Raw genomic sequence first — 22,931 nt, 5'->3', positions numbered from 1 at the left:
TATATATTTAGTCTTTTTTTGATAAAACAAGTATTAAGGTCGCCAATTCTTTTTTCTCTACGGTACTTAAGCCGGAGACTCTCTCTTTTGCGATCAGTTCATCTTGCCTTTGGGCCAGTATATTATCATATAACTCTTTTAAAGTATGTGAAAAAATTGAGTCTATTTCATCATCTTGATAATGACAATCCCACGTTGACAAACGATTTAGCTGTTTATAAAACGGTCTATCTATACATTCTGTTAATATTTGTGCTGTCGTTATATTAGGGTAACGTTGACATAATTCAAGTAATTCAATAAAGATCTCTATACCAGCCATTTTCACTTGACGAATCACATTAATATCAGAAACTTGCTCAGCAAGATTAGGATATTGAAGTAATAAACCAATTAAAACACGCATCGTAGTTAATTTAATTTGTGATACAGGCGCTTTTTCATTTACTTTCTGTTCACCTTTAGCTCGATTTTCATGCATTAATTGTTCTAGTTGAGACACATCAAGTAAGCCTAAATAATTTCCAAGTTGTTGTAACAAATTTAATCTAAAAACTTTTGCATTAATTTGATCAAGTAATGGTAGAGCTAAAGAGCTCAATTTAGCTTTTCCTTCAGCCGTTTTTAAGTCAACCTGTTTCAAAATTTCATCAAATAAGAATTTTGATAAATTTGATGCTTCGCTTAAATAATCTTCAAAACCATCTTTACCAATTTTACGAACAAGACTATCTGGATCTTCATCTTGTGGCAAAAATGCGAAAGCAATTTTCTTACCGTCTATCAAACAAGGCAATAAAACATTAAGTGCTCGCCAAGCGGCACTTCGTCCAGCATTATCGCCGTCATAACAAAATATTACTGAATCTGTTGCTCTAAATAATAATTTAATATGCTCTTCAGATGTTGCCGTACCTAAAGCTGCAACGGCATAATCAATACCATATTGAGCAAGTGAAACCACATCCATATAGCCTTCAACAACTATCAATTGCTGAGGATTACGATTAATTTCTTGTGCTTCATAAAGACCATACAACTGAAATCCTTTATGAAAAATCGGTGTTTCAGGAGAATTAATATATTTAGCTGAATCATTAATAATAGTTCGCCCACCAAATGCAATCACATTGCCTTGCCTATCACGAATAGGAAACATAATCCGGCCCCGAAAGCGATCATATCGATTACCATTATCAGTAGTAACCAACATGCCAGCACGTTCATAAAGCACTGTTTCAGAATAACTTTTAACCACATTTTGTGATGTCATTCGCCACTCATTAGGTGCAAAACCGATCTTATATCTGGTAATAATTTCAGAATTCAACCCTCGCTGTTCAAGATATTTACGAGCTTCGGTTGAAGTAGGTAGAGATAATTGTTGTTGGTAAAAATTAGTTATTTTAGCCATTAATGTATATAAATCACGACGGAAATTTCGAGATTCAATCTTTTTAGATTGATCGATTTGATTATTCTCCGCGTCTATATAAGGGACTCTAATCCCCTGCATACTAGCTAATTCTTCAATTGCTTCAGGAAAAGATAAATGCTCGTATTGCATCAAAAAATTCACTACCGAACCAGATGCGCCACAACCAAAGCAATAATAAATTTGTTTTTTTTCACTTAATGAAAAAGAAGCGGTTTTTTCATCATGAAAAGGGCAACAACCAAAATAATTATTCCCCTTTTTTTTCATTTTTACACGTTTGCCGATCACATCAAGAATATTTGTGCGAGCTATCAAATCTAAAGTAAAATCGCGAGGAATATGGCCTTTCATGATAAATTCTAACCAATTTTGGTGTTATAAAAATAAAACAAGCCGTATCAAAAATACGGCTTGTTAGAATTCTTTATATTAAAAAAATAATAAATTGATTTTTAATATCAATTTTAGTTTTCAGTATAAATAATATCCAAAATATTAGTATAGACGAGTACGACGCGCGTTTTCTCTTTCTAATTTTTTAGCATGACGTTTAACTGCAGCTGCTTTTGCGCGTTTACGAACAGTTGTTGGTTTTTCGTAAAATTCACGGTTACGAACTTCAGCTAAAACTCCTGCTTTTTCGCAAGAACGTTTAAAACGACGTAGCGCTACATCGAAAGGTTCATTTTCACGTACTTTAATTACTGGCATGTGCCTCTCACCTCAAATTTGTTTAATATCACAAGGGACTAAAATTAGTGCGCAATTTTACCTCTAATCAATATATCTTGTAAAGTAAAAAATAGAATTATTGTAAGAAAGCAAATTAATTTGCTAATCGACATATAGCATCAGATAATACATAAAACCTATAAAAATAATCAGGAGTCTTTCATGCCATCATTAATAACTGGACTATATCCCAATCGTCGTTTACGCCGTAATCGTACTCATGAATTTAGCCGACGTATGGTTGCAGAGCACAGCTTAACAGTTAACGATCTAATTTATCCAGTTTTTATTGTTGAAGGAAATAATATTACAGAACCTGTAACTTCAATGCCAAACGTTAATAGAATAAGTATTGATATACTATTAAAAGAAGCAGAACAAGTAGCTAAATTAGGAATTCCTGTTCTTTCATTATTTCCAGCGATAGAATCGACAAAAAAAACACCACTTGCACAAGAAGCGTATAACAAAAATGGCTTGGTACCAAAAGCGATTCGCGCACTAAAAAAAGAATTTCCAGAGCTGGGAATACTAACTGATGTTGCACTAGACCCTTATACTACACATGGACAAGACGGCATTATTGACGAACAAGGCTATGTACAAAATGACACCTCTGTTGAAACGTTAGTTAAACAGGCATTAATGCAAGCGGAAGCAGGCGCAGACATTATTGCGCCAAGCGATATGATGGATGGACGCATTGGTGCAATACGTAATGAGCTAGAAAAACAAGGATTTGCTAATACTCAAATCATGGCTTATTCGGCCAAGTATGCATCTTGTTTTTATGGCCCATTCCGTGATGCCGTTGGTTCAGCCCCAAATATAAAAGGTGGAAACAAAAAAACCTACCAGCTCGACCCTGCAAATAGTAATGAAGCATTACAAGAAATCTATCAAGATTTAAGCGAAGGAGCCGATATGGTCATGGTTAAGCCCGGCATGCCTTATCTTGATATTGTGCAAAAAGTCAAGGAAACCTTTGCCGTCCCTACTTTTGCTTATCAAGTTTCTGGTGAATACGCCATGTTAACAGCGGCAATCCAAAATGGATGGTTAGATGAAAAATCAGCTATTATGGAGTCTTTACTCAGTTTTAAACGTGCAGGCGCCGATGGTGTTTTAACTTATTTTGCCAAACAAGTCGCTGAATGGCTACATCAGCAATAACAACAGTATTTATTAAAAATAACAAGGATCTTTTTTTAAAGATTTTACCTAAACAAGCAGCCCCCTACTCTAAGAGGGGTTTAATTTCTATACAAACTATTTTTAACATTAGCAATCTTATTTTCTCATTAATTATTCCCAAAATAAAAATAACAACAAATTAACATAATGCTAAAAATACGTTTTAAGTAAAATAGGTAAAAAGTTCTAGGCAGCTATATGTTTATGTAACGAACTGATAATATTTACAAGAATAAGCAATAAGGAAATAAGAAATGATTTATGAACTCGTACCAAACGAATTACATGACGAATTTAAAGCTTTTCATCATGAACTAAAAAAGATAACATCGCAACATGCTGAATCTTGTCCATTTTGCAAAAAAACAGAATTTTATATCATTCGTTCAAAACCGACTAAAACATATCGTTGCAAAGGCTGTCATAAATATTTTACTGTTTCAACTAATACACCATTTAATCGTCTAGCTCCATTTAGTTGGTTAGAAATGATATTTACTAGTCGTATAAAAAATATTAGTTATCCCAATATTGCTAAAAATCTTCAAATCTCATTCGAAAAAGTAATGCGCCGAGAACGAGCTATAATTAATTATCTTCAAACTTATTATCCATCATTGCATAAGTGGTATACACAACAAAAACAAGCTATATTAATTCCCACTTTAGCAGAACAATATAAAACGATAAAACTAAAAGTTACTACTTTACTAAATGAACAAAATCCAACCTGCATATATTGTCACTCCAACGAAACAACTAAAGTTGGATCTAGAACTTGTTATCGTTGTAAACGCTGTAGACATAGTTTTAATATTGTAAGCAATACTCGCTTAAACCGTATTCCCAAACCTGAATTATGGTTACAATTCATCGATCTACTTGTTTGGGGTAAGAATAATTCGCAAATAGCAAAATTACTTAATTTACATAATGATACAGTACGTAAATGGCGTTCAGCTTGGTGTGACATGATGAAATATTGGCACTGTGAAGCACTTGCTATTTGGTGTCAAAATCAATAATTACTCAATTTAACGCTTTATTATTATTTTTAAAATGAGCCACTAATGGTACATTATTAACTAGTGGTTGTGAGAATAAAAAAACAGCAGAACAATCGTCCTCTCAATTACCAACAACAGTTATTAATAGTACCTTTTTCATACTGAACCAGAGCCATTACCGAATAATAAATTAATTAAACGGCAAAAAATAACGAGCATCTCATCAAATAAACTAATTAACTATAACACTAAAGGTTATGTTGCTAATTATGAGTACAATTGAGTACCAATAGTCCTAATACTTATTGATACTCAAGTAAATATGATTAATTTTCACCAAATTCATCGTATTCACGACACAAAACAATGGTATCTTCAATTAAACGCCTTGCAATGGTGCCATACTCAGGTATTTTAGGTAACTGCGTATAATGGTACCAATTTGCTTCAACGAGCTCGTTTTTATCTATTTCTATTTCGCCACTATCATAATCAGCTAAATAAGCCATCATCAGTGAATTAGGAAAAGGCCAAGGTTGTGAACCAATATAGCGGATATTTTTAATTTTGATCTTCGATTCTTCAAAAACTTCACGCTCAACGGCGGTTTCCATAGTTTCACCAATTTCCGTAAACCCTGCTAACACAGTATATAAGTTATCTTGATTATGTCTAACATGCTTGGCTAACAAAATTTTATTTTGATGCCGAATTGCCACAATAATCGATGGTGAAATTTGTGGATAATAACGCTCTTTACAGTGGTCACACATACAACACCATTCCGTGTTGCTGATATACATTTCATGCCCACAATATCCACAATACTTATGAGAACGGTAAAATTCAGAAAGTTGTACAGCTCGTCCAGCTAAATTAAATAATGATGAATCTGCACTATCAAGTAATGGACGAATTGAGCTCATCGCATTTTTCATATCACGACAAATCAACCAAGCGGTCTGCCCATTCCACTCGCCGATTGGTTGAGCACGTTGATTTATAAAACCGAGCTCCTTAGCACAACCAACAGGCACTTCGCCATTAGGCAACCACAACCGACCATTAGCACTAACAAACCAGTAACCTGTTTCATTGCCCGTTAAATTAAATTGTTGTTGTATATTCATTATAAACACCCAAAATAAAAAAGGAGGATTTTACCCCTCCTTTACTTACTATTATTTCTTTTTCTTTTCGTGAAGTCCCTTTTTCTCAAGTTCCCAGTAGATAATACGTTGCTGAGCAATTGTGAATAAGTTACTAACGATATAGTATAAAACTAAGCCTGATGGGAACCACAAGAAAAACACTGTAAAGATTAATGGCATATAAGTCATTAACTTTTGTTGTAATGGATCAGTAACTGGTGTTGGTGACATCTTCTGAATTAAGAACATGGTACCACCCATCAATAATGGTAGGATATAATATGGATCTTGCGCTGATAAGTCATGAATCCAAAGTGCAAATGGCGCATGACGCAATTCAACCGTATTACCTAACATATAGAATAAAGACAAGAAAATTGGCATTTGAATAAGCAATGGCAAACAACCACCTAATGGGTTGACTTTTTCTTGTTTATAAAGCGCCATTGTTTCCATACTCATTTTTTGACGATCATCGCCATAACGTTCTTTCAAAGCTTGTAAACGAGGCTGTAATAACTTCATTTTGGCCATAGAACGATATTGAGCGCGCGTTAATGGGAACAAAATACCACGCACAATAAAAGTAATAACAATAATTGAGAAGCCCCAATTACCAATAAAACTATGGATAAACTTCAATAAGTAGAATAAAGGTTGCGATAAGAACCATAACCAACCATAATCGACAATTAAATCAAGGTGATTAGCTGTTTCTTTCAATTGGTTTTGAATTTCTGGACCTAACCATAATTTTGCAGAAATAGACGTATTATTACCTGCTTGAACAATCGTTGGTTCACCTTTAAAACCAATAGTAGCTTGTGAATTTTTAGCGGTTGAACGTGTATAAAACAAGTTATTTTTATCCTGATCTGGCACCCAAGCCGATGCAAAATAGTGCTGCAACATTGCAATCCAACCTGTTTGAGTTTCAACACTTAAAGCTTTATCTTTAACATCATCAAAGCTATATTTACTATAATTAGTACTAGAACTAGAGTAAGCAGTACCACGGAATGCACTTTGACCTAAACCACTACCGCCTTCAGTTGGGATATCATCAGGTAATTTAATGGTTTGCTTTAATTGACCGTACATAGCCACTTCAACTGGAGCACCACTTTGGTTATTAATGTCATATTGAACATCGACAGCATAATTACCACGATGCAACACATAATATTTAGTATAAGTAACGTCATTAACTTGGTAAGTTAATGGTACTCGCAGCTCATTTTGACCATCAGCTAAAACATATTCTGTTTGTGTTGTTTGATAGATAGGGCGTTTTGAGCCTTGTGTCGCATTATCAGGACCGTCTTTACCTGTTAAACCACTTTCCGCAATATAAATAAAATCAGGGCGAGATGTTAACAATTGAAAAGGCGTACCTGAGTGAAGTGTTTGCTCATATTTTAATAATTGAGCAGCTTGCACATCACCGCCATAAGTATTAATAGTGAGTGACAATACGTCAGATTTCACGGTAATTGTTTTACCCTGTGCAGAACCATCGATAGAATCATCATCGCTGACTGATTGTGTCAACTGATTAGCGACAGGTGGTTTTGGTGCATGGTCTTCTTCCCATGCTTTCCAAATAAAAAAAGATATAAAAAGTAAAACAATGACTAAAATATTACGTTGCGATCCCATTAGTGTTTTTCTCTATTGGTTTTAGTTTTGGGAGGAACAAAATCTTCTCCTCCTTCATGTAAAGGGTGACATTTTAATACACGTTTCGCCGTTAGCCAACCACCTTTTATTAATCCGAAGCGTCTTAATGCAATTATTGCATATTGTGAACATGTCGGTGTAAAGCGGCATTTAGGACCTAATAAAGGGCTAATAAAACGTTGATATATACGAATAAAAAATACAAAAACATTAACTATCATATCCTTACATGCACAAACATGCAATTTGATAATCAATATAAATTTATTTAATCCTTTTGCTTGGCGATGATTCGTTGGCATAATTGATTAAGTATTTCAACAAGTTGCTGATTATCTAAATCGATAACAGGCTGTTTAGCCATCAAAATAAAATCAATATTAGGAAATTGATGCTGATGATGTCGGAAGTACTCTTTAGCCAGTCGCTTGATACGATTGCGCTCGTGAGCACGTTTTACCTGTTTTTTAGCGATAGCAAACCCTAATCGAGGATGATCTAAGGTGTTTTTTCGTGTAACTAAGGTAAGAAAAGGTGAACCTGCTCGAACAGACTCTTGAAAGACATAATTAAAATCAAAGGGAGTTAACAAGCGCAACTCCCGAGGAAAAGTGAGCTTAATCACCCAACTTTAAATCAGCTAGCAACAGTTAAACGAACACGGCCTTTAGCACGACGGCGAGCAAGAACTTGACGACCATTTTTAGTTGCCATACGAGCACGGAAACCGTGAGTTCTATTGCGTTTTAATACTGATGGTTGAAATGTGCGTTTCATGACGATTTATATCCAAATCTAATTTATCAACAAGGCGTAGAGTAAAAACTCCACAGCATTAATTAAAGAGGTCGGAATTATAGTGCTAATTTTATTTTTCGTCAATGAGATTTTTACAGATAAATCCCATTAATATCTAATTACCACACGATAAAATAAAATAGAAAAAATAACTTATAACATATTAATTTATAAGGTAAAACCTAATTAACTAACTCCAAAAAGTAAGCACTTGTTTACTTTTCTCACCACCAATTTCGCGTGCTAATTTAGGCACTAAATAGCCTGATACTTTCTCGGCAAGTTGTTTTATAATAACCTTAGCGGACTCATCATCAACCCAAAAATGAGCAGCGCCTTGTACTTTATCTAATAAATGAATGTAATAAGGTAAAATACCAACATCAAAAAGCCGATCACTTAACATTGCCAACACATCAGCATTATCATTCACATTTTTTAACAAAACACTTTGATTAAGCACCGTCACGCTTTGCTGTTTTAATAACGAAACGGCCTGAGCAACATCATCATCAATCTCGTTTGGATGATTAATGTGAGTAATCACTACACATTGCAACCGACTTTTAGCAAATAACTGACATAACTCAGGCGTAATACGCGACGGAATCACCACCGCTAAACGCGTATGAATACGCAACCGTTTAACGTGAGGAATTTTTTCTAATTCACTGATCAAAAACGCCATTTCATGATCTTTAGCCATTAACGGATCACCCCCTGAAAGGATAATCTCATTAAGTTCAGGATGGTTAGCAATATATTCAAGTGCTACAGCAAGATTCTGCTTACTACCTTGATTATCATGATAAGGAAAATGCCGTCGAAAACAGTAACGACAATTAATTGCACAACCCGTCTTTGTGATTAATAATGCACGGTTATGATATTTATGCAACAACCCGGGAATGGCATTATCCTGTTCTTGCAAAGGATCATGGCTATAGCCATCCACATTTAGCATCTCGTTTTCATGACAAAGTACCTGCAACAAAAGCGGATCATTCTTATCCCCCTTTTTCATTCGACGAATAAACGCCATCGGCACACGAAGTGGAAACTGCTTTCTTGCCTGCAACATCGGGCTCGAAATTGTGTCAGCATTCAATCCTAAATAAGAATATAAAACATTAATATCTGTCACAACAGTGGCAAGATCAACAATCCATTTATCTTTATTATTGGGTAGTTCAATTTTTTGCTGTATAATATGGCTCATTTTTTTGTAATTCAGAATTTTAGTTGGAGCTTTTATGGCATCTTATAGTACAAATGAGTTTAAAGCCGGTCTTAAAATAATGCAAGATGGCGAACCATGCGTTATTGTTGAAAATGAATTTTACAAACCAGGCAAAGGGCAATCTATTAACCGAGTAAAAATTAAAAAATTACTTTCGGGCAAAACTGTCGATAAAACATTCAAATCGGGCGAATCAGTTGAAGCTGCAGACGTGGTTGACATGAATTTAACGTACCTTTACACCGACGGTGAATTTTGGCATTTCATGAATAACGACACATTTGAGCAACTTTCGGCTGACGCAAAAGCCGTTGGTGACAATGCAAAATGGCTAGTTGATCAAGCTGAGTGTATTTTAACATTATGGAATGGCCAACCGATTGCAGTCACGCCACCCAATTTTGTTGAACTTGAAGTGATCGAAACCGATCCTGGATTAAAAGGCGACACAGCGGGAACTGGCGGCAAACCTGCGACATTATCAACAGGTGCCGTTGTGCGTGTGCCGTTATTTGTACAAATCGGTGAAGTGCTTAAAGTGGATACGCGTTCAGGTGAATACGTATCACGCGTTAAATAAATAGCGCACAGCGCAAGTTAATATCTATCGAAAAAAGCGAGGTTTTTGACCTCGCTTTTTTATTAATAGTGTAATAAAAAGGAATAATAGGCTGCATTTAACGGCAACAACACAGTTCTAAGAAAAAGCCCCAACCTTACAGGATGGGGCTTTATTCTTTGTTATATTGTTCTCTCACCTTCCGTGCCCTAAGGATTAAGAACTAAACGTTAATAACTAAGGTGTGGTACAAGCAACATAGCTGTTGTACTGTTCGATCCTGCCGTAGCCGTTCTCCGAGTCGACAGCGTAATTACCACCATTGGATTCGGGTGTCCAGTAGGAGTAGAGTTTTTCAAAACCCGCACCAACGTAGTCTCTCATGTAGCCCCACTCCGTGAAAAGGCCTGCGCCTATGTTACGCTTATAATAATTACCTGATGAAGTCGGTATTGCGTTTACCCACCAACCCCATGTCGCATTGCTTAAATCCCTTACCGCAGACAATCGATACCCCAAATTATTACACCATGTGGTTTGATCTAAAACGGAAGCCCTACGATCTCCCCGATTGACGAACCACTGCTTTAAGACAAATCCATACTTCACCTCATGACCATTACTATCCCTTCCGACCAACTCAAACGTCTGTGGCAAAGATGGCACAGTAATTTGACTAGGATTATTGTCGTTCCACTGGCTTCTTGCCTCTGGACCATGCAACGTTACCCGTGTTACATATTTTGATTTATCCGTAATCCATCTATCAGCTTCCGAAGAACTCCCGTTTGGGGTTGTGAACCTTCCTGTTAACGGCCTTGTCCAACTCACTGTTGCTGTTATACTACCACTTGTGTTAACTGTCCAACGCAACTGACTTCCATCAACGCCCCCCATATCCAAATCAAAATACAAACCATCTGCACCAGTCGTTGGAAAGTTTCGGCCGTAAGATGATGAACTCGTTGACTGAACTAAAAAGCCCTTACTAGGATTCCATATGTTAGCAGGACCTGCATGGCGGGGGTTGTCCCTAGAATCAATGCCAGTTGTTCCACCATACAACAAATTCGGCCTGACCGAACAAATTTCAGGCTGTGACGGCATGATATAATACGTCGCTCTACCTCCACTAAAAGTACTACTATTGGGTACACCATACTGCGTAACTAAATTCCCCCCTGTACTACTTAAGGTTACCGCATAAGGCGCGTTACATATGCTTAATGTATCACTACGACTAACCGCAGTGCTATTTATATCCTTTATTGTTAACGACATACTCCCTGATGCCGTTACTCCTCCTGCTCCCTGCCCGTCACCATCATCATCTCCCCACTTCCCTTGGCTGATTAGACTACTTAAACTAGTCGATGCTGCACCCGACGGTATTACCATATGAATATCATTAAATGTTCTTCCATTAATTAACATTATTGGGTTTGTCCGACTCGATGTGTTGGTCGATGGCGTAATACGTCTTCCATCTGGCAACTCGATTGCCAAGAAGGTGTCTGTATTAGTAGCTTTTGTCTGTCCACCATCAAACGTTAAATACGGCGCGCTACCCTCTATGACCCTTGATGTCTGTGCCGTTAACGCCTGTGCCCCCTGCGTATACGGCAATAACAACAATGGCGCAAGAACCAATGCGGATTTAGATAATAATGGCGGTTTGGATAACCACTTGGATATCGGCGATAATTTTGCCAAAGATTTTGCCGATGACGGCGTCGATTTCGCTACGCGAAATGACTTCGGTGATGAAAATAACTGTGGCGCTCTATTTTGACCACTGTGCGAATCAATAAGATTTAGGGCATAGGTTTGGCAGGCCAGATGCCAGATGCCAACCATGATAGTGCATTTTTAATTTCCTGTCAAGTAATTTCTTGTTTTATTTAAATTTTTATAATTTCTAGCCTAATTAATAAGCGATTCCTTGCTTGAAAAAGCTTAAAAATTATAACTTGAAGATGAATAGTCCGCCACTTTTTTTGTTAATTTATTGTAAAGAATTGTTAGGAGTAAGAGGGTGTTGCTTTGTTTTTTTGGAGAGCATTTTTGTGTGGTAAAAACGCTTTATAAAAACTTCAATAAAATCAATACCTTTCCTGACTGATTTTTTAGCTAAAAATCAGGCCTTTTGTTAGTGTATAAAATGGGTTTGGTGCGGTGGTTTCGGACGTCTTGACCTTTTGCGAACAAAATAGCTATCGTGACAACGTCCGAGTTAAGAAATTAAAGTGAATTCCCTTTGCAATCCCACGCTTTGGCACATAATGTGGCCTTTGGCTACGCTACTAGTATCATCCTGATACTCGCCTCTACGAGGCCACCTTCGCTATGCTCAGCATGTTCAAATTTGTCCGACGCCGTAACAAGACAACAACATAACCTTAGGTGTTTTTTGTGAGTCACTTTTTTATAAAAAATAATGCGAAAACCCTCAAAAAACGGTCAGGAAAGGTATTGATTTTATTGAAGTTTTTATTTGCTGCTTTTTTTTACAAAAATCAGCCTAATCTTCAAGCATAGACACTATTTTGCACCTAGGTAATTTAATTGACGCCATGATTCGTATACCACAACGGCTACTGAATTTGACAAATTCATACTACGACTGGTTGCTAACATGGGGATGCGTATTTTTTTGTTTTGGGGTAATACATCAAGTATGCTTGCTGGTAAACCTCGGGTTTCTGGGCCAAACATTAAAAAGTCATTGTTTTTATAATTGACTTCGCTATGTGGTTTTTGCCCTTTGGTAGTTAAGGCATAAAGTTGAGTTTGCAAATCAATTTGGTTTTGTTGCATAAAGTGGTCAAAATTTTTGTAACGTTTTACATCCACAAATTCTTGATAATCTAGCCCTGCCCGTCTTAACTTTTTATCATCCCAAAAAAAGCCCATGGGCTCAATAATGTGTAGGTTAAAGCCAGTATTGGCACAAAGACGTATAATATTACCTGTGTTAGCTGGAATTTCAGGTTCAAATAAAACGATGTTTAGGGCAACTGTTGACACAACTGTTCTCTTCGATGGTTAATATTTATAAATTGGTAATATTATCACAACTCTAAGCCCACCTAGGTGACTTTTTTCAGCTTTTACGGTGCCGTGATCGCGTATGATAGCATTAGCAACAATAGCAAGTCCAAGCCCTGTGCCACCTGATTCACGATCGCGAGCCTCGCTTGTACGGTAAAACGGCCTGAAGATCTGTTCAAGCTCACTTTCTGCAACACCTGGGCCATCGTCATCGATGGTAATGGTAATTTTTTGTTGTTGTGTAATAAAATCAACAGTCACTTTTTTGTTTGAATAACGAAACGCATTACGAATAACGTTTTCGAGCGCACTACATAACGCGACAGGATAGCATAATATGGTTTGATTAGTCGGCGGGTTGATGACGGTAAATATTTTGCCGATCTGTTCTGCTTCGAAAGTGGCGTTATCCAGTACTTGTTTGAATAATTTGTTAGTTTTTTTCGATTCTCTAACTTCGTTATTGTCATGTTGTTGTCTTGCCAATGATAGTAAATCACCAATCATGGAATCGAGTTTTAGTGCTTCGTTATTGATTCGTATCACTTCACTACTTTCGCCTTGTTTACGACGTAATAACGAAGTAGCAAGCTGTAAACGAGTTAGCGGTGTGCGTAATTCATGAGAAATGTCAGAAAACAATCGCTGTTGCACATCTTGCATTCGTTTTAGTTCCCTTAACATGTGGTTAAAACTAGCGCCAGTTGCTTTGTATTCAGACGATCCGATTTGTTCAAGTTCGGGCATTTCTTGTAAATTCCCTTTTGCTACTTGATCTGCCGCTTGCTTTAGTCGTCGCGCTGGTTTAGCAATACTCCAAGATAACCAAAGTAAAAAAGGCGAACTTGCAAGCATTGTCAATGCCAATAATAAGAATGGGTGATCAAAGATGAAATTGACAAATTGCGATTGCGTATCGGTTGCTTGTTGCAAAATATACAGTTGATATTCAGCATTGGAATAATGGAGCAAAAAGGGGCCTATAATTTCTTGAGAATCATAGATTTTCCTTGCTGGATCAGCAACATTATGCGATTTTTCACTAAAATTTTTGATTAAATCAATATTTTTAGTTTCAGCTGTAATTATCTGTTCATTCGGTGTAACAACAAATAAAGACTGCCCCGGCTTTTGATGGCTATCCATTACAACAATAAAACGCATCCACCACCGAAAGCTATCTTTTGGTATTTTTATAAGATCTTTTTCAATCTGGTTAGCTAATAGGTTACCAATTTCCTTGTCTTTATTGGCTAAATAAGTCAGATTTCGAGAATCAAGGCTTGGTAACACTATAATTAACATAAGAAAAAAAACTATAGTCAGTGAAAATATAGTGAAAATTCTGATTGTTAGTCTATCAAAAAGCCACATTTCATCTGACCTTTACGTTAATATTTTCTTAGCTTTATAATAAATCGTCATTTTTATCAATGACAAACAAATAACCTTTAGAACGTAATGTTTTAATCCAAGGCAAGCCATCACTTCTAGGCGGAAGCTTTTTCCGTAGATTAGAAACATGTACATCAATCGAACGAGCAAGTGGAATAAATTCTTTGCCTAAAACTGTCTCGCTTAATGTATCTCGTGAAATTATTTTACCTGCATTTTCAAGCAATTTAAGCAATACCTGAAATTCTGTACCTGTTACTTCAACATACTTGTTATCAAAATAAATCGATTGCTGTTTCCGGTTTACATTCAGTTTATCAATAGTGTATTCATTTGGTTTATCGGAATCATCTTCAACAATATTATCCCATCGCGTTCTGCGTAAAAGCGCATTGATTCGAGCAACAAGTTCTCTATCATTAAATGGTTTTAATATGTAATCATCTGCACCAAGTTCTAGTCCAATAACTTTATCGTATTCATTGTCTTTGGCCGTTAGAAATATAACAGGGACAGTAAATTTACCTCTAAGTTGAGATAATACACTAAGTCCGTTCATTTCTGGCATCATAATATCAAGTAAAATAAGATCGATTGTTCTATCAAACTTTTCTAAAGCTTGTATACCATTATTTGCAACTTCAACTCGATACCCTTCTAATTCAAGTAATTCACGTAATAATACAGCAATTTCTGGATCATCATCAACAACAAGTAATTTGCTACTCATTACATCCCTCTTTGTATAATTCATTCTTGATACTTCTACTCTTATAACTATTACAACTTATATCTAAAAATCCATTATATATGTAAAAAATGCCAAGAATATAGTAAATTATTGTTAAGTTTTATGTGCGAAATATTTTTACGTTTTTAAAACCTTGATCAATTAGATAAAGCGCTTGTAATTTACTCATCACACCTCGTTCACAATATAACAAATACTGCTTTGATTGTTCCAAATCCCCAAATTGAGTTGCTAACTTATAAAACGGAATGTGTTTGATTTCAATATCGTTTAGTATTAATGGGTTATCTTCTTGCTCTTCAGGTGATCGAATGTCGATAACAACATGATCTGAATTAAGCATAGTCACTGTTTCAACCGATGTAATTGTTGTGTCAGTTTGTTTTTTTATTTCACGAATATCAATATTTTCAGCATTTTCAACCGCTCTATCTAAAATTGTAAAATCAAAATTCAATTCTTCAGCTTCAATTTTTTCTTTTACGGCTTTAACTGTTGGTTTTTTAGATATAACACCACAAAATTCAGGCATTGTTTTTGCGATATCCTCTGTGCCAATTTGACGAGCAAGATTAATGATTGTTTCTTTATCGTGTGTGATAAGTGGGCGCAAAATTAATGTGTCACTGACATTATCAATTAATCGTAGATTAGTAAGCGTCTGACTTGATACTTGCCCCAACGCCTCGCCAGTGACAAGCGCTTCAACATTATAGCGTTGCGCAATCTTCGATGCAGCACGAATCATCATTCGTTTTAGAATAACCCCCATTTGCCCATCATCTACCTTTTCAAGAATTTCACCCACAACATCAGAAAAGTCAATAGCAATAAAACGAACTTTATGCGAACTTCCAAATCGCTCCCATAAATAGTGTGCCATTTGTTTAACCCCGATTTCATGAGTTTTGCCACCTAGATTAAAAAAGCAATAGTGCACTCGACTGCCGCGACGCATTAGCATGTAACTCGATACGCCAGAATCAAAACCACCTGATATGAGCGATAATACGTCTTCTTGTGTACCAGTCGGGAAACCGCCTATCCCTGCATGTCGACCTTTGACAAGCAGTAATTTATCTTTGTCAATTTCAAGGTTGACTGTGATATCAGGGCGAGTTAATTGAACTTTAGCAGACGCAACGTGTTGATTTAGTCCACCGCCAACATAACGTTCAACATCAATTGATGTAAATTCATGTTTTCCACGGCGTTTGACTCGTACACAAAAGGTTTTATTTTCAATTAGTGGGGCATAATAGTCTAATGCCTTTTCGAAAATGTCATGAACGTCAATAAAAGTAAGTTCATCAACCGCTAGAATATGATGAATGCCCGGGATGCGCGTTAATAACCCAAGTATCTGAGCTTCACTATTTTCAATTTTTGGTCGAACTTCAATAAAATCCCAATGACGAATCACTGCGACATCTTCAATGTGATGTTTTAAGATATTACGAATATTGCTCGTTAATATTTTAATAAATCGTAAACGAACAGAATCACTTTTAATGGTAATTTCGGGAAAAAGCTTAACAATAAATTTCATAAAATCAATGTAAAAGATAATAAAATGGGGTCATTATACTGGTTTTCCCCAAAAAACGCACAATTGATTATGAAATAATATAGAAATTATAAAATTAAAAAAGTATCAATTAATTTATTTTTTGAAATAAAGTGAACGTGTAAAACAGTAATACATAATGTAAAAAAGATATTTTCCTTATATATAAGTGGCGTATTTTTAGTTATTTAAAAGCATAAATGCTCAAAATATATCAACTATATTTTAAATTTTACTTGCTTGTTGGCCTGTCTTTCGCTAATATTTCGCATCAATAAATTCTGTTGTATAACATATTAAAATTGACAGGTTAAAATGTACGAATTTTTAATTATAAGTTATTTGATCATTGCAATTGTCATCGTTGGTTTAGTGCTAATACAACGTGGCAAAGGGGCTGATATGGGTTCGTCTTTTGGAGCTGGTGCATCTGCAACTTTATTTGGCTCTTCAGGCAGTGGAAATTTTTTAACCCGTGCGACAACGCTATTAGGTGTTTTGTTTTTTGTGATAAGCATTTTACTGTCAAATTTAGGTGGCAAATCTCGTGTAATGCCGAGCAAGGGAGTTAGTATCGGTGATAATAGTGTGCCGGCAACCATTCAGCCAAACGAAGGTTATATAGATCCTGTAACAATACCGGTTACTCAACCAGTACAACAAAACTCAACTTCAGATATTCCAGAATAATAAAAACGGCGCCGTGGTGGTGAAATTGGTAGACACGCTATCTTGAGGGGGTAGTGCTCTAAGAGCATGCGGGTTCAAGTCCCGCCCACGGCACCAAATCAATAATCAATAACATTTTTTTAAACCCTAAAAAACTTAGGTTTGCCATTCTATAATAAATATCCCCAAAAAATCCATATGTATAAACTAAAAGTACCAAACCTATAAATAAATTGTTACTTTATAATAAGTTAAAAAATGAACATTTATGTTAACGTGAAAATTGGGTAACAATCATTTTAAATATCGGTGAAAGAAAATTACGGGTGTACGCATGCTTCAAGGAATATAAAAGTAGATGTTGCAATATATCATGATAACCTTTTAAAATTGAACAAATAACAGACAATACTTCGTTGCGATTTTTACCTAAGTAATGTAATATGTCAAACAATTAAAATATCAAATTTTATTATAAGGAATTGTTTTAACTATGTTAATAGTCTTTATTTTAATCTTAATCTCAATTTTAGTTTGGTTGTTTTTTGCATATAATAAGCTAAGATGTTTGGCTGAAAATGTTAAACAAAGACAATCAAATATTTATGTAACAATAAAGAAAAGATACGATATAGCACAAAGATTGTCTGATATTGCATCTAGCTATGGTGATCACGAAAAGTTAGCTCATTTCACTATCACTGAGAGCGATAGCGTTTCTAATGCAAATATTGCAGCTTCCCAAACATCTCGTGTTATAGGCAATGTTCAAATGCTAGCTAGTCGTTTTCCTGATTTAAAAGCGAATTCAACCTATCAACAATTGATGACTCAACTTGATGAAATTGAAAATTCTATTTTAGAAAGAAGAGAAGCTTATAATGCTGCTGTTCAGATTTATAATTCAACCCGTGGCAGTATTCCTCATTTATTCTATGCTAGTAAACTTGGTTTTGTTGAAGCCACCTATTTTGAAGTAGATGAGAATGGCATAGAACAACTTGTATCATTTAAAACTGATGATGGCAAAATTTTAAGGGATACGATGGGTAGAATGGCATCTGTAGCAACTGAAAATGTAAAAAAAATTAAAGAACCTAAAAAGCACAACAGTCAAGAGACAAACCAACCAGAATAACTAATAATCATCTTAATTTACTCAATATTGGGGTTTCTTGTTTTATATAATTTAACTAAATAAGAAACCCATAGTCTATTTGCATTTTCAATCAAAATTTTGCCGACAAATTGTCGGCAAAAAAGTAAAAAATAATAGAAAATTACGCAAAGCCTTTCAAACCAACTACATGCACATGTTCTTGGTTATTGATAACTTTACGTACGAGTTTATAGGTTGTTCCTTTTTCAGGACTAATGTTTTCAGGTGCGGCTATAATCAATTGCATTTCTAACCGTTCACATAACTCAAACAATGTGGCAATTGATTTGGCGTCAAGTCTAGCTGCTTCATCCAAAAATAATAATCGACATGGCGAAATATCTTTGTTACGCAAGCGTTTAGATTCGTCTTCCCAACTTTGAATTACCATGAGTAAAATAGACATCCCCGTACCAATAGCTTCACCTGTTGATAATGCACCACTTTCAGCACGTAACCAACCGTCAGCACCTCGATTCACTTCAACATCCATTTCAAGATAATTTCGATAATCTAGCAGTTCTTCACCAATATTTTGAGCAGTTCGTTGTCCCATATCAATATGTGGATTTAAACGTTGATAAAGTTTAGCTAACGCTTCTGAGAAGGTAATTCGATTATTACTAAATAGATCTTGATGTTCATTTTGTTCATCAGCAAGTGCGGCTAAAAGTGTTGAATGCGCCTCACGAATATGGACATTTAAACGCACGCCATTAACCTGACCAAATGCCACGGCTTGTAACCCTTGATTAAGCATGCGAATACGATTTTGCTCACGTTGAATCGTTTTACGAATAATATTCGATACACTTTTTGAACTGATTGCCAATTGTTGCTCACGCGATGTCAATTCTTCAGTTAAGCGAGATAACTCAATTTCCATCTGTTCAATCGCTTCAATTGGATCGTCAGTTTTAACAATATCTTGGCGAATTCGTTCACGCAAATGTGCGTAAACAGCGATATAGAATTGGATTTTACGTTCTGGGCGTTTTGGATCTTCTGATAGTCTTAATACATCCCGTAAATGTTCATTGTCATTAACAGCTAAACGTAAGGAACCTAATGCTTTATCCGACATGGAACGCAATTCATCAGCACTTAAATAAGCAAGCTCACGACGGTGTAAACGACGTTCAACACTATTCTCTTTAACCAGCCTTAATACTAAACACCAACCCGCTTTGGCTTGTACTACCTGTTCTCTTAGTTGCTTATAATCACGCAGAGTTTGAGTTAGACGTTTTTGCAGTTGTGCCATTTCGCTTTCGCACATAATGAGTTGTTTTTCAAGCGATGTACAATTTTGGCGATTACTATTCAATTTGTGATGAATTTCATCACGGCGAATTCGAGCTCGCTCTTCAGTGATCGCATCCGCTTTTACGCCGATTTGTTCGATCTCTTTTTGCAATTCATTAAGCATGTCTCGTTTAGTGTCAAACGCACTTTTGAGCGAAGCAAGTGTTTGATTATACTGGTTGTACTGATCTTGATATTGTTGCATCTGACGACGAGCATCAGTTTTTTGAGCTTCGACAATTTCTAATCGGGATCGTAGTTTTTCATTCAAATCAGTATTTTCGTTCAGCATTCCTGCCGAGTCTTCATAACTAAAGTGGGCACGCCGTTGCATTACTTCCGTTAAGGAAAAAACTTGTTGACGAATCGTTTGTTGCTGTGTTTTAACCGTGTTGTAATGTTCACGTAGAGTTTCGTTCTGTTCAGGATCGCTTTGTAAAACAGCTAAAATTGGCTCAAGTTCTGAAACTGTATGGATGTGACGACTTACATATTGGGCGGCATCTTGGGCCTGAGCAACTTGCTCACGTAAATCATCAACACGATCAGCTAAATCATCATCCGCAAGTAAGTGCATCTGTGCAATAAGTCGATTAACAATAGTTAGTTGTTCTTTGCAAGAGGCGACTTGTTGTTGGTTTTGTTTATCAATATTTTCTTGGGATGATAATTGGCGTTCAATTTCGTTGCGTCGTGACGAAAGCTTTTGCGCTTCAGCTTCAGGATCAACATCGAAAGCCACAGCTAAATATTGACCAACAAATTGTCCAACATTTTGTTCAATACGTTGTAATTTCTGTAAATCAAACGAGATTGTCGCATAACGTTCGTGTAACTCATCACGCTCAGTAGATAGTTTTTCAAGATGAACTTCTCGAGCTGCTCGCCCAAATAGCGGTACAGCTGGAAAACTTGAAAATCGCCATTGACGATCTCCTGTTTTGACCAATACCGATTTATTCATTTCTTCACAATTAAATACGCTATCGTCAAATGATGATGGATCTCCTTCAATAAAATAGATATCTTCAGGGTAATCTTCATCACTTGCTGTTAGCGTTTCTAATTGCTGTTTTACTAATGATAAATCAGGCACAACAATAGCCTGCCTTGCAGGCCCATAGAGTGCAGAAAAATAAGGAGCATCATCAATAGTTACATCTTCATAAATTTCAGAAAGTAATACACCATTAAATCGTTCAGCTAGCGCAGACAAACGCCCATCATCGACACCACTTGGTTGGTTAAGTTGTTCAATTTGGATATCAAGTTGGTTACGTCTAAAACTGATTTGGTCACGCTCAGTAATAAGAGTACGTTCTTGTTCAAGCAGTTGTTGCATATGTTGTGTAACTGCTTGACTATGGGCAAACGTTTCACCTGTTTGTTCTTGTAAAGCAGTTAAGGCATCTTGAGCTTTTAGCCATAAAGGTGCTTTTTGTCGGTAATCAGTAATTTTTGACTGTATCTGTTCAAGTTCTTGTCTAAACTCAATACGTTTTTCGCTTGATTCATTAGCTAATGTTGCGTTGTTATCAAGCTGTACTTCAAGCTCTTGTTTTAGCTCATCAAGCTCATCATAATTAACTTGGCGACCAATACGTTTGCAAAATTGTATTAATAATGATTCTGCTTCTTTTTGTTCAAAAAAACGCTGTTCTAGTTCATCAAGTTGTAGTTGTAAATGTTCAGCCTTTTCAGCTTGGTAACATTGTGATGGCCACTGTCTTAATGCCTCTTTTCCTGCAGCAAAGGCTTCACTACGAGTTACATCACCAACCAATTTGACTACCAGTTGATAAGCGCGGTCAAATTGATTAATTGCTGCATCAGATACACTTAATTTTTGCTCAAGCTCAAGAACTTGTTCGGTGATCTCTCTTTGCTTTTCTTCAAACAATTCATAGTAATTTTCAATATTGCTAATGCCTAATTTAGGTAATTGGCATAAACTTTGTGCATTTTTTAATGCTTGTAAAGCCTGTTGGTATTGAATTGCACGGGTTTGTTGAACATCAAGCGCTTGTTGATAATCAGCTAATTGAGTCTTGATTTCGTCAACTTCTTGTTCTGTTTGTTCAACTTGATCACGATAGGTTTGGTACTGTTCATTAGCTTCAAGTACTACTTCGTTTTGTTCTTCTAACTTTAAGTTTAAATCATCTAAATCTGCTTGATAACGGTCGATTTTTTCCTGTTGACGCAATGCAGTTTGCGCTAAATTAAGGTGATCATTAGCAGCCTGTAAGTCGGTTTCCAGATCACTTTGCGCATCTTGATGTTCTTTAAGTTCTTTTGCCATTTCAACTTGGCGGTATTGATTGCTAATAAGCAGATCTTGTGTTTTAAACATGTCACGACGCAGACCAAGTACTGATTCTATATGAACTCGGCGTTCATTATTATGACGCATATAGTCAGCTGCTACATAATTAGTCGATTCTGTTATTAGATGTTTAAATAAATCACGATCAGATTGCGTAACTCGAATAGCCTCTAATGTCATTCGATTTTCACGTAGTGCAGCCTCCATATCTTGGAAAGCTTTACGTACACCACTGTTTTCAGGTAATAAGTAATCACGCAGTGAACGGGTAATCGCACTTGAAATCCCACCATAGAGTGAAGCTTCAATAAGACGATAATATTTACTACGATCAGATGAAGAGCGTAAGCGTTTTGGTAAAATACCAAAATCAAACATAACCGAATGGTAATCAGTAATAGAGTTAAATTGCTTGAAAATAACGCCTTCCATTGATTCAACTTTATCTTTTAGCTCCGGCAATGATAAAATACGTGCTTGTCTGTCATTTAAACGTTCCGTTACTAATTCTGTTGGACTAATACCAATAGGTAGACCCTGTAGTAAAAATGGCTTGATATCGACTTTTTTGTCCCGCCCTGCTACTTGTTGCAAACGTACACCACAAATAATTCGCTGATTGCGAGAGTTAATCACATCGAGCATTGAATAACAAACACCGGGTTTTAATTTACCATGCAAACCTTTGTCGCGTGAACCAGAGGTGGCACCTGCTTCGGTGGTGTTTCTAAAATGCAATAAAGTTAAATCAGGAATTAATGCAGTAACAAAAGCCGCCATGGTGGTTGATTTACCTGCACCATTACCACCAGATAATGTTGTAACTAATTGATCAAGCTCAAACGTTCGAGCAAAAAAACCATTCCAGTTTATCAAAGTTAATGAGTGAAATTTACCGTGTCCAATCAT

The 22,931-nt window shown here is 36.1% G+C and carries 19 protein-coding genes and 1 tRNA gene; 6 read left to right on the top strand and 14 right to left on the bottom strand.

Annotated features, from left to right (window positions below; genetic code table 11):
• Positions 1-7: 7 nt before the first annotated feature.
• Both dnaG and rpsU read right to left on the bottom strand, forming a co-directional pair.
• A complete protein-coding gene (dnaG, locus tag GQ596_RS05005; protein WP_160400580.1) occupies positions 8-1,789 on the bottom strand; it encodes a DNA primase in 1,782 nt (593 codons plus the stop codon).
• Positions 1,790-1,933: 144 nt separating this feature from the next.
• Entirely contained in the window at positions 1,934-2,149 is a 216-nt protein-coding gene (gene rpsU, locus GQ596_RS05000; protein WP_091346553.1) for a 30S ribosomal protein S21, read from the bottom strand.
• Between the two features lie 183 nt (positions 2,150-2,332).
• Here rpsU and hemB point away from each other — a divergent pair, with 183 nt between their 5' ends.
• Both hemB and GQ596_RS04990 read left to right on the top strand, forming a co-directional pair.
• The gene (gene hemB / locus GQ596_RS04995) at positions 2,333-3,343 is read left to right on the top strand and encodes a porphobilinogen synthase (RefSeq protein ID WP_160400579.1); all 1,011 of its coding nucleotides are present in this window, start codon (positions 2,333-2,335) and stop codon (positions 3,341-3,343) included.
• Between the two features lie 275 nt (positions 3,344-3,618).
• On the top strand, positions 3,619-4,389 hold the full coding sequence (locus GQ596_RS04990) for an IS1 family transposase (protein ID WP_160400578.1): 771 nt from the start codon (positions 3,619-3,621) through the stop codon (positions 4,387-4,389).
• A gap of 308 nt (positions 4,390-4,697) precedes the next feature.
• On the opposite strand, the gene nudC is transcribed toward GQ596_RS04990, so the two are convergent.
• From nudC to epmB, 6 genes are all read right to left on the bottom strand, one after another.
• Entirely contained in the window at positions 4,698-5,501 is an 804-nt protein-coding gene (nudC, locus tag GQ596_RS04985) for an NAD(+) diphosphatase (RefSeq protein WP_160400577.1), read from the bottom strand.
• Positions 5,502-5,552: 51 nt separating this feature from the next.
• Complete coding sequence (yidC, locus tag GQ596_RS04980; protein ID WP_160400576.1) at positions 5,553-7,181, bottom strand: membrane protein insertase YidC; 1,629 nt, start codon at positions 7,179-7,181, stop codon at positions 5,553-5,555.
• Positions 7,181-7,423, bottom strand: a complete 243-nt coding sequence (gene yidD / locus GQ596_RS04975) for a membrane protein insertion efficiency factor YidD (protein ID WP_160400575.1) — start codon at positions 7,421-7,423, stop codon at positions 7,181-7,183. The genes yidC and yidD overlap by 1 nt, the downstream gene beginning before the upstream one ends.
• 47 nt (positions 7,424-7,470) lie before the next feature.
• Entirely contained in the window at positions 7,471-7,827 is a 357-nt protein-coding gene (rnpA, locus tag GQ596_RS04970) for a ribonuclease P protein component (RefSeq protein WP_160400574.1), read from the bottom strand.
• A gap of 11 nt (positions 7,828-7,838) precedes the next feature.
• On the bottom strand, positions 7,839-7,979 hold the full coding sequence (gene rpmH / locus GQ596_RS04965; protein WP_025314679.1) for a 50S ribosomal protein L34: 141 nt from the start codon (positions 7,977-7,979) through the stop codon (positions 7,839-7,841).
• 211 nt (positions 7,980-8,190) lie between these two features.
• Positions 8,191-9,219, bottom strand: a complete 1,029-nt coding sequence (gene epmB, locus GQ596_RS04960) for an EF-P beta-lysylation protein EpmB (RefSeq protein ID WP_160400573.1) — start codon at positions 9,217-9,219, stop codon at positions 8,191-8,193.
• A 34-nt stretch (positions 9,220-9,253) separates the two neighbouring features.
• On the opposite strand from epmB, the gene efp reads away from it, so the two are divergent.
• Positions 9,254-9,820: an elongation factor P gene (gene efp, locus GQ596_RS04955; protein WP_085246840.1), complete on the top strand. Its 567-nt coding sequence runs from the start codon at positions 9,254-9,256 to the stop codon at positions 9,818-9,820.
• A gap of 216 nt (positions 9,821-10,036) precedes the next feature.
• Here efp and GQ596_RS04950 read toward each other — a convergent pair whose 3' ends face one another.
• From GQ596_RS04950 to thiI, 5 genes are all read right to left on the bottom strand, one after another.
• Complete coding sequence (locus tag GQ596_RS04950; protein ID WP_160400572.1) at positions 10,037-11,656, bottom strand: hypothetical protein; 1,620 nt, start codon at positions 11,654-11,656, stop codon at positions 10,037-10,039.
• Between the two features lie 684 nt (positions 11,657-12,340).
• Positions 12,341-12,826, bottom strand: a complete 486-nt coding sequence (trmL, locus tag GQ596_RS04945) for a tRNA (uridine(34)/cytosine(34)/5-carboxymethylaminomethyluridine(34)-2'-O)-methyltransferase TrmL (protein ID WP_160400571.1) — start codon at positions 12,824-12,826, stop codon at positions 12,341-12,343.
• Positions 12,827-12,844: 18 nt separating this feature from the next.
• Positions 12,845-14,224 carry an envelope stress sensor histidine kinase CpxA gene (cpxA, locus tag GQ596_RS04940; protein WP_160400570.1) on the bottom strand — a complete coding sequence of 460 codons (1,380 nt, stop codon included), beginning with the start codon at positions 14,222-14,224 and terminating at the stop codon, positions 12,845-12,847.
• A gap of 34 nt (positions 14,225-14,258) precedes the next feature.
• The gene (locus tag GQ596_RS04935) at positions 14,259-14,975 is read right to left on the bottom strand and encodes a response regulator (RefSeq protein ID WP_160400638.1); all 717 of its coding nucleotides are present in this window, start codon (positions 14,973-14,975) and stop codon (positions 14,259-14,261) included.
• A gap of 121 nt (positions 14,976-15,096) precedes the next feature.
• A complete protein-coding gene (gene thiI, locus GQ596_RS04930) occupies positions 15,097-16,545 on the bottom strand; it encodes a tRNA uracil 4-sulfurtransferase ThiI (RefSeq protein WP_160400569.1) in 1,449 nt (482 codons plus the stop codon).
• A 333-nt stretch (positions 16,546-16,878) separates the two neighbouring features.
• Here thiI and secG point away from each other — a divergent pair, with 333 nt between their 5' ends.
• From secG to GQ596_RS04915, 3 genes are all read left to right on the top strand, one after another.
• On the top strand, positions 16,879-17,253 hold the full coding sequence (gene secG / locus GQ596_RS11185; protein WP_160400568.1) for a preprotein translocase subunit SecG: 375 nt from the start codon (positions 16,879-16,881) through the stop codon (positions 17,251-17,253).
• 10 nt (positions 17,254-17,263) lie between these two features.
• Positions 17,264-17,349 (top strand) — tRNA-Leu (locus GQ596_RS04920).
• A 376-nt stretch (positions 17,350-17,725) separates the two neighbouring features.
• A complete protein-coding gene (locus GQ596_RS04915; protein WP_160400567.1) occupies positions 17,726-18,370 on the top strand; it encodes a LemA family protein in 645 nt (214 codons plus the stop codon).
• Between the two features lie 142 nt (positions 18,371-18,512).
• Here GQ596_RS04915 and mukB read toward each other — a convergent pair whose 3' ends face one another.
• Complete coding sequence (gene mukB, locus GQ596_RS04910) at positions 18,513-22,931, bottom strand: chromosome partition protein MukB (RefSeq protein WP_160400566.1); 4,419 nt, start codon at positions 22,929-22,931, stop codon at positions 18,513-18,515.

The sequence above is a fragment of the Gilliamella sp. Pra-s60 genome, from assembly GCF_009795755.1.
Classification (GTDB): domain Bacteria; phylum Pseudomonadota; class Gammaproteobacteria; order Enterobacterales; family Orbaceae; genus Gilliamella.
The sequence above is the reverse complement of the archived record's forward strand: the minus strand, read 5'-3'. Positions and strand labels throughout refer to the sequence as shown.

What these genes read in the sequence shown, in the direction of transcription:
- nudC (WP_160400577.1), bottom strand. Translation starts at nt 5,501, where the DNA reads ATGAATATACAACAACAATTTAATTTAACGGGCAATGAAACAGGTTAC.
- thiI (WP_160400569.1), bottom strand. Translation starts at nt 16,545, where the DNA reads ATGAAATTTATTGTTAAGCTTTTTCCCGAAATTACCATTAAAAGTGAT.
- hemB (WP_160400579.1), top strand. Translation starts at nt 2,333, where the DNA reads ATGCCATCATTAATAACTGGACTATATCCCAATCGTCGTTTACGCCGT.
- yidD (WP_160400575.1), bottom strand. Translation starts at nt 7,423, where the DNA reads ATGATAGTTAATGTTTTTGTATTTTTTATTCGTATATATCAACGTTTT.
- GQ596_RS04990 (WP_160400578.1), top strand. Translation starts at nt 3,619, where the DNA reads ATGATTTATGAACTCGTACCAAACGAATTACATGACGAATTTAAAGCT.
- secG (WP_160400568.1), top strand. Translation starts at nt 16,879, where the DNA reads ATGTACGAATTTTTAATTATAAGTTATTTGATCATTGCAATTGTCATC.
- efp (WP_085246840.1), top strand. Translation starts at nt 9,254, where the DNA reads ATGGCATCTTATAGTACAAATGAGTTTAAAGCCGGTCTTAAAATAATG.
- cpxA (WP_160400570.1), bottom strand. Translation starts at nt 14,224, where the DNA reads ATGTGGCTTTTTGATAGACTAACAATCAGAATTTTCACTATATTTTCA.
- yidC (WP_160400576.1), bottom strand. Translation starts at nt 7,181, where the DNA reads ATGGGATCGCAACGTAATATTTTAGTCATTGTTTTACTTTTTATATCT.
- epmB (WP_160400573.1), bottom strand. Translation starts at nt 9,219, where the DNA reads ATGAGCCATATTATACAGCAAAAAATTGAACTACCCAATAATAAAGAT.
- dnaG (WP_160400580.1), bottom strand. Translation starts at nt 1,789, where the DNA reads ATGAAAGGCCATATTCCTCGCGATTTTACTTTAGATTTGATAGCTCGC.
- GQ596_RS04950 (WP_160400572.1), bottom strand. Translation starts at nt 11,656, where the DNA reads ATGGTTGGCATCTGGCATCTGGCCTGCCAAACCTATGCCCTAAATCTT.
- rpmH (WP_025314679.1), bottom strand. Translation starts at nt 7,979, where the DNA reads ATGAAACGCACATTTCAACCATCAGTATTAAAACGCAATAGAACTCAC.
- rpsU (WP_091346553.1), bottom strand. Translation starts at nt 2,149, where the DNA reads ATGCCAGTAATTAAAGTACGTGAAAATGAACCTTTCGATGTAGCGCTA.
- mukB (WP_160400566.1), bottom strand. Translation starts at nt 22,931, where the DNA reads ATGATTGGACACGGTAAATTTCACTCATTAACTTTGATAAACTGGAAT.
- GQ596_RS04935 (WP_160400638.1), bottom strand. Translation starts at nt 14,975, where the DNA reads ATGAGTAGCAAATTACTTGTTGTTGATGATGATCCAGAAATTGCTGTA.
- GQ596_RS04915 (WP_160400567.1), top strand. Translation starts at nt 17,726, where the DNA reads ATGTTAATAGTCTTTATTTTAATCTTAATCTCAATTTTAGTTTGGTTG.